This is a genomic window from Labrenzia sp. R5_0 (genome assembly GCF_017743835.1).
GTDB classification, from domain to species: domain Bacteria; phylum Pseudomonadota; class Alphaproteobacteria; order Rhizobiales; family Stappiaceae; genus Roseibium; species Roseibium algicola.
The window spans coordinates 1,377,368-1,391,860 of record NZ_JAGHRK010000001.1 but is presented as its reverse complement, the minus strand read 5'-3'; the positions used below and the strand labels follow the sequence as shown (position 1 = coordinate 1,391,860).

Here is a 14,493-nt window from a genome sequence, read left to right as displayed (position 1 = left end):
GTCATCCTCCCTGCATCGGCGACAGGATCTCGATACGGTCGCCAGCTTGAAGGACGCAAGCGCTTCGTTCTTCAGCACAAACCAGATCGCCGTTGCGCGCCGTTGCAAGAAACTCGTGGTCATAGGCCAGTTCGTCCAGAAGCGCAGCCAGCGTCGCGCTGACAACTTCCTGAGGTTCGCCGTTAATGGTTAGCTTCAAGGGACTTCTCCTGAAGGTGTTGCACGATCCTGCCTGCCGCCTCCATGGCAAAATGCGGAGCAAGCAGGAAGCCGTGCCGGTAGAATCCGTTCATTGACAACGTGTTGCCGGTAAACGTGAGACGAGGAAGATTGTTGGGATATGCCGGGCGGAGGCCCACCCCGGTTTCGATGATCTTTGCCTCCGCAAATCCCGGATGCAGGCTGTAGGCGGCATTTAGGAGTTCCATGGTGGACCGAACACTGACCGCTCCCTGGTCACCGCTTTCGATCATGGTTGCCCCGACCATGAAGACGCCGTTGTCACGAGGCACGACATAGACCGGGATGCGCGGGTGCAGAAAACGCACCGGCCGCGAAAGCGAGACCTCCGGCGCGTGGAGGATCAGCATTTCACCGCGTACGGGACGCAAGTGCGGATCCGGCGAGGCCATGCCGGTACAATCGGCGACAAGATCGGTCGCCGCGGTGAAGTGCTGCGCCTCTAACCTCACCTCGGCACCGCTTTCAGACACCTTTGCCCGCAATGCCGTGAGGGCCCGCCGCGGATCGAGATAGGCTTCCCCGGCAAAATGGAGCCCCTTTGCAAATCGGCCTGCGAGGTCCGGCTCGAGTGCGCCCAGCGCGTCAGCGTCGAGCCAGGCAAAGCCGCTGGTTCGAGAAGCAAAGCGACTTAACTCGCCGGTATCGCGCGGCGCGGCAACAACCAGCGTGCCATTGTGCGAAACCTGTCCCGGCAGGACTTTGCTCCACCAGCCAATGGCGGCTTGCCCGAGCCGCAGTACATCTTCCTCGGCACTTTCCCGCTCACACCATGGCGCCAACATGCCGCCTGCGAGCCAGGAGGCACTGGCAGTGAGATCCTTGTGTTTTTCCAGCAGCTCCACCCGCACACCGCGCGAGACAAGCTCATGTGCCAGTGTCAGACCGGCGACACCCGCCCCTTTGATACCGACCTTCATTCCGCCTCTCCTGCCAGGGTGGACATCAGTCGTTCGACATCACGGAATGTCTGGTATTCCGCTTGCATTCAACGGATCTCCGCAAGGACCGGAAAAGGTCCCGCATTTCGGACATTCGGCTTGGAAAGGTGGCCGGGTTGGAGCATTGCCGTGGCGAACGCAGTTGGCCGAGAACACCTTCCCTTCGCCAGCATGACCTGGATCAGGTTCGTCGGGTCCCTGCACTGCGCAAGTGCGCCAGCAGTATCTCAGCCTCTTCTGGAGGCACCCCGGGTGAGCCCCTGTTGTGCCGCCCGTCAGGCGCACCTGTCAAGAGACAGGATGAGCCTTCATCCTTGTTGCCAGGGGCGCGCCAGAAAGTCGTCGATTTCGGCAAGGGTGTTGAACCGATAGACTTTCAGATGGTCCGGAGGTTCGCGGTAGATGTGCTCCAGTTTGGCTCTGGCGGAGTGTCTCGTTCGCCAGATGAACCTCAGGAATTCAACAGTTTGCCAGTTGAACTGCTCCGGGCAGCCCTCGGCCAGATCCGGACGGCTTTGCCCATTGTATTTCACCGACCGTTTCAGCACTCGAAATATGCGGCGCGTTACCGGGACATCGAGCCAGATGAAAGTGTCGGCACGTTCGATACGTTCCGCATAGGTGCTTGAATGACCACCCTCGAAGATCCACACATCCTTCAGATGGACCTCATGCGTCAGCCGGTCTTTCTCTTCCCGCGTCCGCTCGTTCCAACCGGAGCGGTAGTGGATCTTGTCCATATGATAGACCGGCAGTCCGGTTTTCCGCCCAAGGGCAACGGCAAGCGTGCTTTTACCCGAGCCCGGGCCGCCAACGATCATCACGCGTTTCATGTCGCACCAAACAAAAGCAAGGAAGGGCCGGTCGTTATACAGATTGTGCAGGGTATGAAAACCCGAAACAGACTGTTCAATGGACACTTCGGCTTCGCAGGCCCTATCTAGTTTGCAAGACAGAATGTTCTTTGATGGAGAGGCAGATGAGCTGGTTGAATTGCCCTGATCCCGTACCGGGAAATGCTGCAACCTGTGACCCGATTGAAACGATCATCGTACCGCGGACATCCGACCTCGGCGGATTTTCGGTAAGACGTGCCTTGCCGTCTGCCAGGCGGCGGATGGTTGGCCCGTTCATCTTCTTCGACCAGATGGGCCCGGCAGAACTTTTGGTCGGCGGCGGTATCGACGTGCGCCCGCATCCTCACATCGGGTTGGCGACAGTTACCTATCTCTTCGAAGGAGAGATGTATCATCGTGACAGCCTTGGAACGGAGATTGCGATTGCCCCCGGTGCTCTGAACTGGATGAGCGCCGGCAAGGGCATCGTGCATTCCGAACGTGAGAGGCCGGAACGCCTGCAGGAAAAACGTCCCCTGTTCGGCCTGCAGAGCTGGGTGGCCCTGCCCAAACACCTGGAAGAGACCGACCCGACCTTCCAGCACCACGGCACAGAAGAACAGCCGGAATTTGCCGACAAGGGCGCTTCAGTCAAACTTATCGCGGGCGAGCTTTATGGCCACAAGGCACCGGTGAAGACAGCGTCCGACATGTTCTATGCCGATATCACGCTGGAACCGGGAGCGAAGATCCCGCTGGATGCCGGGTGGGAAGAGCGCGGTCTTTATACGGTCTCGGGCCAGATCACCATCGCCGGCCAGAATTTCGATCCGGCCCAGCTGCTGGTGTTCAAACCGGGTGATCATCTGGTGATCGAAAACACGTCTCCCGTGCCGGCTCGTTTCGTAGTGCTTGGCGGCGAACCGATGGACGGCCGGCGTTATATCTGGTGGAACTTCGTGTCTTCATCGAAAGAGCGCATCGAGCAGGCCAAGGAAGATTGGCGTCTTGGCCGTTTCGATACGGTACCCGGCGATGCGGAAGAGTTCATTCCCTTGCCTGACCGTCCGGGGCCCTGACACTCCAGCCGCTTTCCAGTGGCGGTGCTTTTTCGAACCTGTCGGCGGGCCGGATAAGGTCCGGCTCGCCAAAGTCCAGAATGATGTTGAGCCGTTGGCTTGCCAGCGGGTCCCCCGTCAGATTTGGGTCTTCCGGCGAAACCGACAGCCGCACGCCCCGGTGTGTCGTCTCCAGTTGCCTGAACCCGGAAACCGCCTCGCGAAACACTTCCGGAACCGTCCAGCCATACCGAAGCGACAGGGCGTCGATCACCAGCCAGACCGCATCAAGGCCGATCTGCATCTGGCGCGGATCTTCCACCACCAGCTTCAGCCGCAGATAATCGATGCTTTTTTCCGATGGGCCGCGCAGCAGAAAGAAAAGAGTTGTCGAACCGTAGTCGACGCTGGGTGTGGTCAAGGGCACCAGGTCGGATGCACATTGCCAGCGGCCTTCACTGAAAGGTGCCCGGCTCCAGCCAGGATTTCCGAGCCCCAGAGACCGTAATTCGTCGCATAGCTGATCCGGCTGACCCAGGAAGCTGCGTTTCAGCTCCGCGGACAGTTCCGGTTCCGGAGCCAGCAGCACCTGCTTGGCCGGAGACTGCAGGGAAGAAAGCGGATCAGGCATCAAGGGGGCGGTTGCAACGCTTTCCTCACTCCCTTGCCCGGCAAGGTGCAGGAACAGGCCGCCAACGGCGAAACCGGCAGCCAGCAACGCCAGGGTTCCCCAGATGTAGTACGGCGTCACCTGAGCACGTTTACGAGATCTGGACGCGCGGGTTGGCAGGCCGGGCCTCCTGGGCTCGCCTCCTTCAGACAGAGTTTCCATGTCCGGCTCGGCCCAGCGCGGGCCCTTGGAACGGTGCCCCGGCCTCGACCTGGATTGCGCTCCCCTACCCGTCCGGTCTGCCGACATTGCAGCCGATCCAAGCAAATGCCTGAGCTTGTCTGCGAAACCTGCCATTCAGTCCCTTAACACCGCGATCCTCAACCGAGTGGTCAAGGGCACGGGATTTATCAAACCAATACCTTGAAAAGGCAACCGGATACCTGTCATGTAAGCGCCGCTTCCACGGTCGCGCAGCCAAACGTAACGCTCGCACCCGAACCAGAACCAAAGAGGCCCCGAATGCCCACCTTTCCAGGTGACACACCTGACCTGCGCCGTGCGATCATCGAGACAGCCCGTGCCTTGCCTCGTCTCGGACTGACCAAAGGCACCTCAGGAAATGTCAGTGCACGCACCGAATCCGGTTTTTTGGTGACGCCGTCGGGAACGCCTTACGAAAATCTGACTGAAGACAAGATTGTCGCGCTGGACTGGGAGGGCTGCTACCGCGGCGAGACACTACCGTCTTCCGAATGGCGGATGCATCTTGACTTCTATCTGGCGAAGCCGGATTGCGGCGCGGTGGTGCATTGCCATAGTCCTCGCGCGACCGCCCTGTCCTGTCACCGGCGCGGTATTCCTGCATTTCACTATATGGTGGCGCTTGCCGGTGGCGACCGTATCGAATGCGCCCATTACGCCACCTTCGGCACCCGCGGATTGTCCGAGGCAATGATTTCAGCACTTGGCGACAGAAACGCCTGCCTGCTTGCAAATCATGGGCAGATCGCCGGTGGAGCAACCTTGCAGAAGGCGCTTTCGACCGCGGAAGGCGTGGAAGATCTGGCAGACCAGTATCTATCAGCCCTGATCCTGGGTGAACCTGTGATACTGGATGCGGAGGAAATGACCGTAATCTTGAAAAAATTCAAAACCTACGGAAAACAAACAAGCGAACTTGAAGACGGCCAGACAGCTGCCTTCGAACTGCCAAGACGGATGGACTGAAAATGCGGCTGGGAATTGACTGGGGTGGAACCAAGATCGAAATCATCGCTCTTTCCAACGAGGGCGAGGAACTGTTCCGGCAACGGGTCGACACACCCAGGGACGACTATGAAGGTTGTCTGGAAGCAGTCCGTTTTCTGGTCGAGGCGGCCGAAAAGGCAACCGGACTGACGGGAACGCTCGGTCTTGGAATTCCCGGTTCGCTTTCCCCCAAGACAGGTCTGGTCAAGAACGCCAATTCCACCTGGATGAACGGCAAGCCCCTGGACCAGGACCTGCAGAGGGTTCTTGGCCGCCCGGTTCGTATCCAGAATGACGCAAACTGTCTGGCTGTTTCCGAAGCGACCGATGGCGCAGGTGCTGGAGCGCATATCGTTCACGCTATCATCATCGGCACAGGCAGCGGCTCGGGCATTGCCATCGACGCGAAAGCCCATCTTGGTGCCAACGGCATCGGTGGCGAATGGGGAGCGATCACCGTGCCCTGGCTAAAGCCGGAGGAGTATCCGGGTCCCGACAGCTGGATCGGCCACAAGGGCGCCATCGATCGCTGGTGTTCGGGAACGGGTTTTCAGCTCGACTACAAGGACAGGACCGGAACGCTGCTGAAAGGCCATGAGATCATGGCGCTGAAACGCTCCGGCGACGTGGTGGCAACTGCTGTCTACGAGGCTTATGTCAGCCGTCTTGCCCGTGCGCTTGCAATGTCGGCTAATCTGCTCGATCCGGATGTGTTCGTCCTGGGTGGCGGCATGTCGAATATCGACGAGCTTTATGCCGACCTTCCCCCCGCGATGACGCCTTACATCTTCTCCGATACCTTCGAGACACCGATCCGCAAGGCTATGCACGGCGACAGCTCTGGTGTGCGGGGAGCTGCCTGGCTCTGGGGGTGAGAAATCACCTGGAACCCAAAGACGACAAACCGATCCCGCGAGTTGCGGGATCGGTTCTTAGGGTATGGCAAGACTAGCCTGACTTTTTCGCTCCAGCGCCGCGCCCTTTGCTGACGAGCACAATCCCTGCCCCGACAGCTGCGACGGCCGCCAGTTTCGCCATGTTTGGCACTTCACCAAAGGCGAGATATCCAAGGCCAAGACCAATCACCGCGGCGACGGAGCCTATCTGGCTGAGATAGACAGGCCCGGCTGTGTGCTGCAGGCGAAAATACAGCCCGTACTGAAAAGCGAATATCGTTATTTGGGCTGCCAGCAGGCCAGTGGCCTCCAGTGACCAGGTGCCGGGCACAACGGGAATACCGGCCATGGCAGTAAATAGTCCGAGTGCCGCAAACCCGACCAACATCATGCCGAGAGCAAGATTGACCGGCCGCGCGCCTGCTGGCCACTTCACCGTGCGAAAAATGTTACCGGAAGCCAGGAATACAGGGATCGACAGAGCAAACATCGCCCACCAGGAGGCATCCACGGAAAGCTGACGTCCGGACGCCGCCAGCAAGATGCCGCCAGCCAGACCGAACAGAACGCCAACCCCACGCAGAACCTGAAACTTCTCCAGGCGCAACAGAACGGCAAATCCATAAGTCAGAACCAGCGGAAAAGCGTAGCTCAGGGAGACAAACCCCGCCCCGACCTTTGGCGCAGCAACCACTGCGATCATGTTCGGCGCAATGAACAGGAGACCGCTGACCAGCAGGTAGAAGGCAAACTGGCCCCGGCTGACACCTGTGTCCCCTTTGGTGGCCATACTTCCTCCGGCTGCAATCCTGCTAATAACGAACAAACCCGCAGCACCGCCAAGGATGGACCACTGCAACAGGGCCAAAGGATGCCACCCGGTCATGGGGGCGGCCTTGGCAATCACCGTGGATACGGCGAGAAAACCACCGACAATCAACAACAGCACCAACGGCTGATCCAAAGGACTTTCACGCCTTTCGCCGGAAAGAGAAGCTTGTTGCTGCAGGGAAGCCGCACTTGCGGATGTTCCTAATCTGGTCGTGTCCACCATGGGACTGTCCTTCCTCACAATTAGGCGCTGGCTTGATGCTGCACCGTTGCCAGAACAGATAACGCATTTTATCTTGATTTCAAGATACTTAATTTCAAGATTCTTGACATCAGTTGACAGAACCACCCGAAACAGCGAGTATCGGAACAACAAAAACAGTCGATATGTCAGCTAGTTACGCAACCTCTTGTTCCCTTGTAAAAAAGTGCGTCATCTGACTGGAAATGATCTGGAGTTTCCGACCATGACCACCCGGTCAAGCGACACCAAGAAGCCATCGGATCACCTGTTCGGAGATCCGGAAGACCTGCTAATCGACCGTGCGGAGCGCGCGCGCAGGCAATGGCAAAGGGAAATACCCGAGATCGCGGAGCAGTTGTCGCCAATGGTTCTGCTTGGTCGATTGAACGAAGCATCTCAGGTGATGGGGCGCGACTATCTTGCCCCTGCCTACGCGGATATCGGACTGAAGACGGGTGAATTCGATGTTCTGGCGACCCTCGTGCGGTCCGGACCACCCTACAAGCTGACACCGACGGAATTGTACCGGACCACGATGATGAGCTCGGGCGGCATGACGGCCAGGGTCGATAAACTGGAGAAAGCAGGTCTGGTTGAACGCTGCCCGCATCCAGATGACAGGCGGGCACTCACCGTTTGCCTGACTCCAAAGGGACTGGACCTGATAAAGGGGCAAATGCCCGACTACATTGCAAAACAGCAGCAGGCGGTGAGCGGGTTAAGCGAAAAAGAACAACAGCAATTGTCAGACCTACTGGAAAAGCTCATTCGCTCCGTCAACGATCCTCTTGGCAAGACCTGACTGGCGCATACGCTAGCCAGGCGCCTCTGGTCTGGAAACCACAAGCCACCCCGGCCTTGTGACTCACCGTCACTGTGATGGAAACCCGGATTGTTTTCCTGTCCCAGATGACCAATTCTTGTCCGTAACAACACACCGGGACCACACATCATGCTCAAATGGGTTACGCGCATTCTCGCCATCATGCTTTTCGTCCTGCCGGCACAGGCACAGGAAGAGCTGCAGATCCGGGATATTGAAAAAGGTACCGGCGAAGAAGCAAACGTCGGTGAAACGGTGGTGGTGCACTACACCGGCTGGCTGATGGACGGCACGAAGTTCGACTCCAGCGTCGACCGAGGCACGCCATTTTCGTTCACGCTGGGAGAGCGGCGCGTTATTCCCGGTTGGGAAAAAGGCGTCGAGGGCATGCAGGTCGGCGGCAAGCGCGAGCTGATCATTCCGCCGGACATGGCTTATGGGTCACAAGGCGCAGGCGGGATCATTCCGCCGGATGCAACATTGAAATTCGAAATCGAACTGCTTGAGGTCAAGGCGAAGAAATTCTCTGATATCGACAACGGCACCCTGAAGGCAAAGCTCGCCTCAGGCACCACGGTCATTGATATCCGGCGTCCTGACGAGTGGAAGCAAACCGGCGTCATTCCGGGCAGCCATCTGGTTACGTTCTTCAATAACAGTGGCCAGGTGAACCCTGCCTTCGGCAGCGAACTTCAGAAGTTGGTTTCCGGCCCCTCGGACGAAGTGGTGTTAATCTGCCAGACAGGGCAACGAAGCCAGGCTCTGTCAGAATATCTCGCCGGACAGGCCGGCTTCACAAACGTGGTCAACGTCGAAAAGGGAATTGCACACTGGATCGAAGATGGCGGCGAAGTCACTCAGGCAGCCTTGCCGGAGAATTGCTGGCTCTGCTGAGTTCGGATCATCCGCCTTATTCCAGTTGATCTGCAAGAGCTCGTCAGACAAGGCCGCCACCGCTGGTTCAGTGATCCAGTGGCGGCATACGGTTCCAGGCATCGAGCGCGGCGATCTTGTAGGCCTCGGCCAGTGTCGGGTAATTGAAGGTATTTTCGACGAAATACTCCAGCGTACCACGCAGATTGAGAACGGCCTGACCGATGTGAACCAGTTCGGTCGCGCCCTCGCCCACAATATGACATCCCAGAAGCCGGCGGGTCTTGAGCGAGAAGATCATCTTCAGCATGCCGGTATCAAGACCCATGATGTGGCCGCGTGACGTTTCGCGGAAACGGGCAACGCCGCACTCGTAGGGAATGCCGCGTTCCTTGATCTCCTCCTCGGTCATGCCGACGGTCGAAATTTCCGGAACCGCATAGATGCCATAGGGAAAATACTCTGGCGGATCGTAGGCCTTTTCTCCCAAGGCCTGGCAGGCTGCGATGCGCCCCTGCTCCATGGATGTCGAGGCAAGGCTCGGAAAACCGATGACATCTCCAGCCGCATAGATATGCGGCACGTCGGTCTGGAAAGTCATCGGATCGACCTTCAGACGACCACGGTGGTCCACTTCCAGGCCGCAGCTTTGCAGGTTCAGGTTCGGGGTCGCGCCCATGCGCCCTGCCGCAAACAGGATGACGTTGGACCGGACACTACGGCCGCCTTCCAGCGTGATTTCACATTCTGCGGGACCGTGTTTTTCGATCTTCTGGACCTTTGCCCCGAAGCGCAGCGCAATTCCGCGGTCCCGGAGCTGATGCGTGAAATCGGCAACGAGCTCCTTGTCCAGGAAGTCGAGCATCGTTTCGCGCGGCTCGATCAGTGTCACGTGTACATCGAGCGCGGAAAATATCGAGGCATATTCGACACCGATAACACCTGCGCCGATGACAGCGACCGACCGGGGCAATTCGCCAAGCTCGAGGATCTCGTCGCTGTCGAGAACATATTCTCCATCAAAGGGAACATAGTCGGGGCGGAAGGGCTTGGTGCCGACGGCGATGATGAACTTGTCCGAAGTGATGAAATGAACTTCCCCGGCATCGCCCTCCACTTCGATCTTGTGCGGCTCGATGAACCTTGCCTCGCCCCGGATCGTATCGACCTTGTTTCTGGCAAACTGGTGCTCCAGAACCTCGACCTCATGATTGAGGGTGATGTGCAACCGCGCACGAAGGTCCGCCGCCGTCAGGTCTTCCTTCACCCGGTAGGAGCGACCGTAGAAGCCTCGTTCGCGCCATCCGGTCAGGTTGAGCACGGTCTCACGCAAAGTCTTGGAAGGAATGGTCCCGGTGTGCACCGAAACGCCGCCGACCCGCCGTCCGCGTTCCACCACCAGAACATTGTATCCGAATTTTGCCGCCTGGATCGCCGCCCGGCGCCCGGCCGGTCCGCTGCCGATCACAACCAGATCGTAGTGTTCCATGTGCCCCTCACTGCCAGTTTTCTGTCAGCCACTCGGCCTCCGTTCGTGCGGAGGCACCTTGTTGAAAATCGCTGCACTGCAAAAACAGCATCTTGGCGGAAGGGTCAAGAAGGCAAGCGGAAAATGAAGGTTTTCCGAGAGCTTTGGTGGAGAAGCCGGTCCTGACCAGAACTTGTATCCAGGTTGCAAGACAAACACGGTCGGTCGTCTATATACTCGCCATCGATGAGATTCTCGGTCTCTGCCGAGCCATTCCCCTCACATTTCATGCGACCTTTCAGGAAGCTGAAGTTCGAGAGCGAAACGTAAATATGAAGGACCTTCACGACAGCCAGGCGTGAACGGGTTTCCCAACACTGAAAGGGTCGACCACCGAAATGGGATCATCGCCTTCCCAGACGGCGTGCCGGGCAATGGCATTGCTTGAACGTATTACAGTCAGGCTGCCGCATGCGTTGGTTCTATTCAGTGCGATGCTGCTGTCGCCGATCGATAACGCGAAGGCGGAACAATCCGGCCAATGCCCGATGCATGAAGAGATCGTTCTTGCAGCGGAAGATGCCTTTTTTCCCTATTCAGGCCTTCATGAGGGAGAGCTACGCGGATTTGCAGTGGATCTAGTAACCGCCGCCTTGAGCGCAAAGCACTGCGACGTCACGCTCCACGTCATGCCGTACAACAGGTGCATACGTGAGGTCGCGCAGGGCAGACAGCTTGGCTGCTTCGACACCACCGGCTCGGATGAAAACAAGCGCAATTTCATTTTTCACCAGACACCGCTCTTTTTCGGAAAGATCCTGGTTTACAGCCATCCGGACAACACGGCGAAATTTCATCCCGATTTCTTGAAAGACAAGACCTTCTCCGTGGTCAGAGGGTACACCTACACCGACGCCTTCGATGCCGATGAGACGATCTCGAAGGTTGAAGTGGATTCCGATCTGCAGACACTTGCGCTCGTAGCGAAGAGGCGAACCGACTACGCCGTCGCTTACGAAAAGGTTGCGGACTTTCACATCAGCAACAGTCAGGATCTCATTTCCCCAGCCCCCAAGGCTGTCCACGAACTCGCAAGGTTCGGTCTTTTCGTGTCGTTTTCCAAATTGACACCCGAGCGCTCAAGCGCGGTAGCAGCCCTTCTCGATGAGGGACTGCACGCCATACAGGAGAATGGGACTTATGATGATATCGATGCAGCCTGGGACGAATGGCTGAAGCACGGTCTGAAAGATGGGCGCCCCGCGCCGCACTGGAAAAGCCGGTAAAACGTCAGGTAGTCTTTTTTCATTGCCATCCAGAAGCGTATAATCTATCCCTCTTGCCATGAACATGAACCTGAAAGCAGCTTGGTGGTGGCGTCGCGCGAAATAGGCGGCCAGCGATCAGTCATGCTCTGAAGGGATCGAGTATCAAACCAAAGGCCGCCGCGGGACACCGCTGGCGGCCTTGGTTCTTTATAAGGCCGTCACAAAGGCAGCCACCAGAACGGGACCAGAGACATGCCGGTGCTGGCAGACCAGACCTATGAAACCGATTGCGGGATCACCATCCTGCGCACATCGCGCCCTTCCGACTACGAAACCGGAACGTCGGAATGGATCGACCGGCTGGATGCCGAAATGGGGGCGGTCCTTTCCTCCTCCTATGAATATCCCGGACGGTATACTCGCTGGGACATGGCGCTAGTGAACCCGCCCCTGGTGATGGAAGCAACGGACAGAAACGTCGAGATCCGTGCGTTGAACGACCGCGGCCGCCTGCTGCTGCCGGCAATTGCCGAAGTGCTGAAAAAACATGACGATGTGGACACGTTCAATGCCGACACCGGCAAGATCCAGCTAACGGTCAAGCGGCCCGACCGGTTGTTCAACGAGGAAGAACGCTCACGCCAGCCGTCTACCTTTTCGATCATCCGTGCCCTGAAGGACATGTTCGCCTGTGGCGATGACCAGCTAGGGCTCTACGGCGCCTTCGGCTATGACGTTGCCTTTCAGTTCGAGCCCATCGAACAGAAGCTCGACCGACCGGACGACCAGCGCGACGTCGTCCTGTTTTTGCCGGATGAGATCCTGATCGTCGATCACCACGGCAAGCGCGCCTACGTGCTGGAATATGACTTTGTTGTCGGTGGTCGTACCACCAAGGGAATGGAGCGGACGGGAGCCAAGCAGCAATATACGCCGGCGAACCGCGACCCGGGCCGCGGCGATCATGAACCTGGCGAATATGCAAAGCTCGTCGAAAAGGCCAAGGACTACTTCCGCCGGGGCGATCTGTTCGAGACCGTGCCCGGCCAGACCTTCTACGAGCCCTGCGCCAATCCACCGTCCGCCGTTTCGCGGCGCCTCGCCCAGATCAACCCTTCCCCCTATTCATTCTTCTTCAATCTCGGCAATCAGGAATATCTCGTCGGCGCTTCGCCGGAAATGTACGTGCGGGTCACCGGTGGTCGCCGGGTGGAAACCTGCCCGATTTCCGGAACGATCCGGCGCGGCAAGAACGCCATTGAAGACGAAGCCCAGATCCGCAAGCTGCTGAACTCTGCCAAGGACGAAGCGGAACTGACCATGTGTTCCGATGTCGACCGCAACGACAAGAGCCGCGTCTGCGTTCCCGGCTCCGTTCGGGTGATCGGGCGGCGGCAGATCGAGATGTACTCCCGGCTGATCCATACTGTGGACCACATAGAAGGCATCCTGCGTGAAGACATGGATGCGCTCGATGCTTTCCTCTCCCACACCTGGGCGGTGACCGTGACAGGCGCGCCCAAACGCTGGGCCATGCAGTTTATCGAAGACCATGAAAAGTCCCCACGCGCCTGGTATGGCGGCGCAATTGGTGCCGTGCTCTTCAACGGAGACATGAACACCGGCCTGACGTTGCGCACCGTGCGCATCAAGGATGGCACAGCCCAGATCCGTGCCGGCGCGACCCTGCTGTACGACAGTGTTCCGGAAGACGAGGAAGCCGAAACCGAACTGAAGGCGGAAGCCATGCGGGCAGCCGTTCGCGAGGCCGGTCTTGCCGTCAACGCGCAGGAGAAGCGTGAGGACCGGAAACCCGGCAAAGGTATGAAGATCCTGCTGGTCGATCACGAAGACAGTTTCGTGCACACGCTTGCCAACTATTTCCGCCAGACCGGCGCAGATGTCGTTACCTATCGAACCCCGGTGGCAGACCACGTCTTTCACGACGTCAATCCGGATCTGGTGGTCCTGTCTCCCGGCCCAGGCAATCCCAAGGACTTCGACTGTGCCGCCACCATCGGCCGGGCTCGCGCGCGCGCCTTGCCCATCTTCGGTGTCTGCCTCGGGCTGCAGGCGCTCTCCGAATACTTCGGGGCGGAACTGGGCCAGCTTGACGTACCGATGCACGGCAAGCCTTCGCCGATTTCCGTTTCCGGAAACTCGTTGCTGTTTGAAGGTCTCAACGCCCCGGTGGTCGTCGGCCGCTACCACTCGCTTTACGCCAAACGGGAAACGGTGCCGGCAGATATCCGCGTGACTGCGGAAACCGACGACGGGATCGTGATGGCGATAGAACACGAGAAAGAAGCGATCGCGGCGGTGCAATTCCATCCGGAGTCGATCATGTCTCTGGATCAGGATGCCGGCCACAAGATAATAGAAAACGTGGTTACACGCCTTGTTGCGTCAAAAGACCAACAGGTGGCTGCAGCTTCCTGATTTGCGAGCGCCAGGACAATGTCAGCCCTCTCCATACGTTGAACTCACGAACGGCGCCGTTGATGGCGCCGTTTCACTTTTTCCATTCAACGTCTTGTTTCTCAATACCGTTTACCCACGCGCGCGAATGGTGCCGGCCCATTTCGTTCCTGAAACTTGGTGTTCCACATCTGAAAATTTCGTGACTGAAAAATCAGGAACGATACCGGGTGTCATTGCATTTTCTCCCCGACCGCCTCAACGGCACGGACCTCAAGTCAGGTTTCAGCGAGTTGCAGGTGTCTCACGAAGCAAAGGAGAAAACCAATGCTTACCCTTAAGAAGACAATCGTTCCGCTCATGAGCGCATTCATCGCCTCCACGGCAATGGTCAGCTTCGCACAGGCGGAAGACCCTTGCGGCAGCGACGGAAGCGGCGACAAGCCAATCGTTGCATGTCCTGAAGCAAACGCAGCAGCTGCGGCTGACGCACCGGTTGATGCCCCCAAAGCAATGGTGGGCGATCTTGACGGCGACGAACCGTTGACCGCCGAACAGCAGGTTGAAGGCCGTGTTGAAAACCACGCTTCAACCAAAATGGACCTGGACGGCAATCAGGCAACCAACCAGCCGCTCATGGACAAGACCGACGGCAACGATTCCTAATTGAGCCGTCGAAAAACAGTCGCGCCGAACCGGCGCGGCTTTTTTTTCTTTCAACTCCCGGCACCCTCGT

14 protein-coding genes and 1 riboswitch are annotated in these 14,493 nt (G+C 58.2%); of the genes, 8 read left to right on the top strand and 6 right to left on the bottom strand.

What is annotated here, in order from left to right:
* Position 1: 1 nt before the first annotated feature.
* The 3 genes from thiS to J7447_RS06395 form a co-directional block, all read right to left on the bottom strand.
* Entirely contained in the window at positions 2 to 199 is a 198-nt protein-coding gene (gene thiS / locus J7447_RS06405) for a sulfur carrier protein ThiS (protein ID WP_209169102.1), read from the bottom strand.
* Complete coding sequence (gene thiO, locus J7447_RS06400; RefSeq protein ID WP_209169101.1) at positions 183 to 1,160, bottom strand: glycine oxidase ThiO; 978 nt, start codon at positions 1,158 to 1,160, stop codon at positions 183 to 185. The genes thiS and thiO overlap by 17 nt, the downstream gene beginning before the upstream one ends.
* A gap of 161 nt (positions 1,161 to 1,321) precedes the next feature.
* A riboswitch (TPP riboswitch) is annotated at positions 1,322 to 1,442 on the bottom strand.
* 47 nt (positions 1,443 to 1,489) lie between these two features.
* Positions 1,490 to 2,014 carry a DNA topology modulation protein FlaR gene (locus J7447_RS06395; RefSeq protein WP_209169100.1) on the bottom strand — a complete coding sequence of 175 codons (525 nt, stop codon included), beginning with the start codon at positions 2,012 to 2,014 and terminating at the stop codon, positions 1,490 to 1,492.
* Between the two features lie 146 nt (positions 2,015 to 2,160).
* Between J7447_RS06395 and J7447_RS06390 the strand changes: the two genes are divergently transcribed.
* A complete protein-coding gene (locus tag J7447_RS06390; protein WP_209169099.1) occupies positions 2,161 to 3,096 on the top strand; it encodes a pirin family protein in 936 nt (311 codons plus the stop codon).
* Here the strand turns inward: J7447_RS06390 and J7447_RS06385 are convergent.
* Positions 3,065 to 3,907: a DUF6030 family protein gene (locus J7447_RS06385; protein WP_152506886.1), complete on the bottom strand. Its 843-nt coding sequence runs from the start codon at positions 3,905 to 3,907 to the stop codon at positions 3,065 to 3,067. The two genes, J7447_RS06390 and J7447_RS06385, sit on opposite strands and share 32 nt — an antisense overlap.
* 300 nt (positions 3,908 to 4,207) lie before the next feature.
* Here J7447_RS06385 and J7447_RS06380 point away from each other — a divergent pair, with 300 nt between their 5' ends.
* Positions 4,208 to 4,915, top strand: a complete 708-nt coding sequence (locus tag J7447_RS06380) for a class II aldolase/adducin family protein (RefSeq protein WP_023004089.1) — start codon at positions 4,208 to 4,210, stop codon at positions 4,913 to 4,915.
* Positions 4,916 to 4,917: 2 nt separating this feature from the next.
* Entirely contained in the window at positions 4,918 to 5,811 is an 894-nt protein-coding gene (locus J7447_RS06375) for an ROK family protein (RefSeq protein ID WP_209169098.1), read from the top strand.
* Positions 5,812 to 5,884: 73 nt separating this feature from the next.
* Here the strand turns inward: J7447_RS06375 and J7447_RS06370 are convergent, their stop codons facing one another.
* Positions 5,885 to 6,886: a DMT family transporter gene (locus J7447_RS06370; protein WP_209169097.1), complete on the bottom strand. Its 1,002-nt coding sequence runs from the start codon at positions 6,884 to 6,886 to the stop codon at positions 5,885 to 5,887.
* A gap of 244 nt (positions 6,887 to 7,130) precedes the next feature.
* Between J7447_RS06370 and J7447_RS06365 the strand changes: the two genes are divergently transcribed.
* Together J7447_RS06365 and J7447_RS06360 are read left to right on the top strand one after the other, a co-directional pair.
* Positions 7,131 to 7,709 (top strand): MarR family winged helix-turn-helix transcriptional regulator, encoded by a 579-nt coding sequence (locus J7447_RS06365; protein WP_023014493.1) that lies wholly within the window; start codon positions 7,131 to 7,133, stop codon positions 7,707 to 7,709.
* Positions 7,710 to 7,859: 150 nt separating this feature from the next.
* Positions 7,860 to 8,624 carry an FKBP-type peptidyl-prolyl cis-trans isomerase gene (locus J7447_RS06360; RefSeq protein WP_209169096.1) on the top strand — a complete coding sequence of 255 codons (765 nt, stop codon included), beginning with the start codon at positions 7,860 to 7,862 and terminating at the stop codon, positions 8,622 to 8,624.
* A 67-nt stretch (positions 8,625 to 8,691) separates the two neighbouring features.
* Here the strand turns inward: J7447_RS06360 and sthA are convergent, their stop codons facing one another.
* Positions 8,692 to 10,092 (bottom strand): Si-specific NAD(P)(+) transhydrogenase, encoded by a 1,401-nt coding sequence (gene sthA, locus J7447_RS06355; protein ID WP_023004084.1) that lies wholly within the window; start codon positions 10,090 to 10,092, stop codon positions 8,692 to 8,694.
* Positions 10,093 to 10,505: 413 nt separating this feature from the next.
* On the opposite strand from sthA, the gene J7447_RS06350 reads away from it, so the two are divergent.
* The 3 genes from J7447_RS06350 (at position 10,506) to J7447_RS06340 (ending at position 14,423) form a co-directional block, all read left to right on the top strand.
* Entirely contained in the window at positions 10,506 to 11,357 is an 852-nt protein-coding gene (locus J7447_RS06350) for a transporter substrate-binding domain-containing protein (protein ID WP_209169095.1), read from the top strand.
* A 234-nt stretch (positions 11,358 to 11,591) separates the two neighbouring features.
* Complete coding sequence (locus J7447_RS06345) at positions 11,592 to 13,778, top strand: anthranilate synthase component I (protein ID WP_209169094.1); 2,187 nt, start codon at positions 11,592 to 11,594, stop codon at positions 13,776 to 13,778.
* A gap of 306 nt (positions 13,779 to 14,084) precedes the next feature.
* Positions 14,085 to 14,423, top strand: coding sequence for a hypothetical protein (locus J7447_RS06340; protein ID WP_023004080.1), 339 nt, complete (start codon positions 14,085 to 14,087; stop codon positions 14,421 to 14,423).
* The last annotated feature ends 70 nt before the right edge of the window (positions 14,424 to 14,493 follow it).

Bases quoted from the DNA above. Each gene is read 5' to 3' on its own strand.
- J7447_RS06365 (WP_023014493.1), top strand. From the start codon at position 7,131: ATGACCACCCGGTCAAGCGACACCAAGAAGCCATCGGATCACCTGTTC.
- J7447_RS06390 (WP_209169099.1), top strand. From the start codon at position 2,161: ATGAGCTGGTTGAATTGCCCTGATCCCGTACCGGGAAATGCTGCAACC.
- J7447_RS06345 (WP_209169094.1), top strand. From the start codon at position 11,592: ATGCCGGTGCTGGCAGACCAGACCTATGAAACCGATTGCGGGATCACC.
- J7447_RS06370 (WP_209169097.1), bottom strand. From the start codon at position 6,886: ATGGTGGACACGACCAGATTAGGAACATCCGCAAGTGCGGCTTCCCTG.
- J7447_RS06360 (WP_209169096.1), top strand. From the start codon at position 7,860: ATGCTCAAATGGGTTACGCGCATTCTCGCCATCATGCTTTTCGTCCTG.
- sthA (WP_023004084.1), bottom strand. From the start codon at position 10,092: ATGGAACACTACGATCTGGTTGTGATCGGCAGCGGACCGGCCGGGCGC.
- J7447_RS06395 (WP_209169100.1), bottom strand. From the start codon at position 2,014: ATGAAACGCGTGATGATCGTTGGCGGCCCGGGCTCGGGTAAAAGCACG.
- thiO (WP_209169101.1), bottom strand. From the start codon at position 1,160: ATGAAGGTCGGTATCAAAGGGGCGGGTGTCGCCGGTCTGACACTGGCA.
- J7447_RS06375 (WP_209169098.1), top strand. From the start codon at position 4,918: ATGCGGCTGGGAATTGACTGGGGTGGAACCAAGATCGAAATCATCGCT.
- J7447_RS06350 (WP_209169095.1), top strand. From the start codon at position 10,506: ATGGCATTGCTTGAACGTATTACAGTCAGGCTGCCGCATGCGTTGGTT.
- J7447_RS06385 (WP_152506886.1), bottom strand. From the start codon at position 3,907: ATGGAAACTCTGTCTGAAGGAGGCGAGCCCAGGAGGCCCGGCCTGCCA.
- J7447_RS06340 (WP_023004080.1), top strand. From the start codon at position 14,085: ATGCTTACCCTTAAGAAGACAATCGTTCCGCTCATGAGCGCATTCATC.
- J7447_RS06380 (WP_023004089.1), top strand. From the start codon at position 4,208: ATGCCCACCTTTCCAGGTGACACACCTGACCTGCGCCGTGCGATCATC.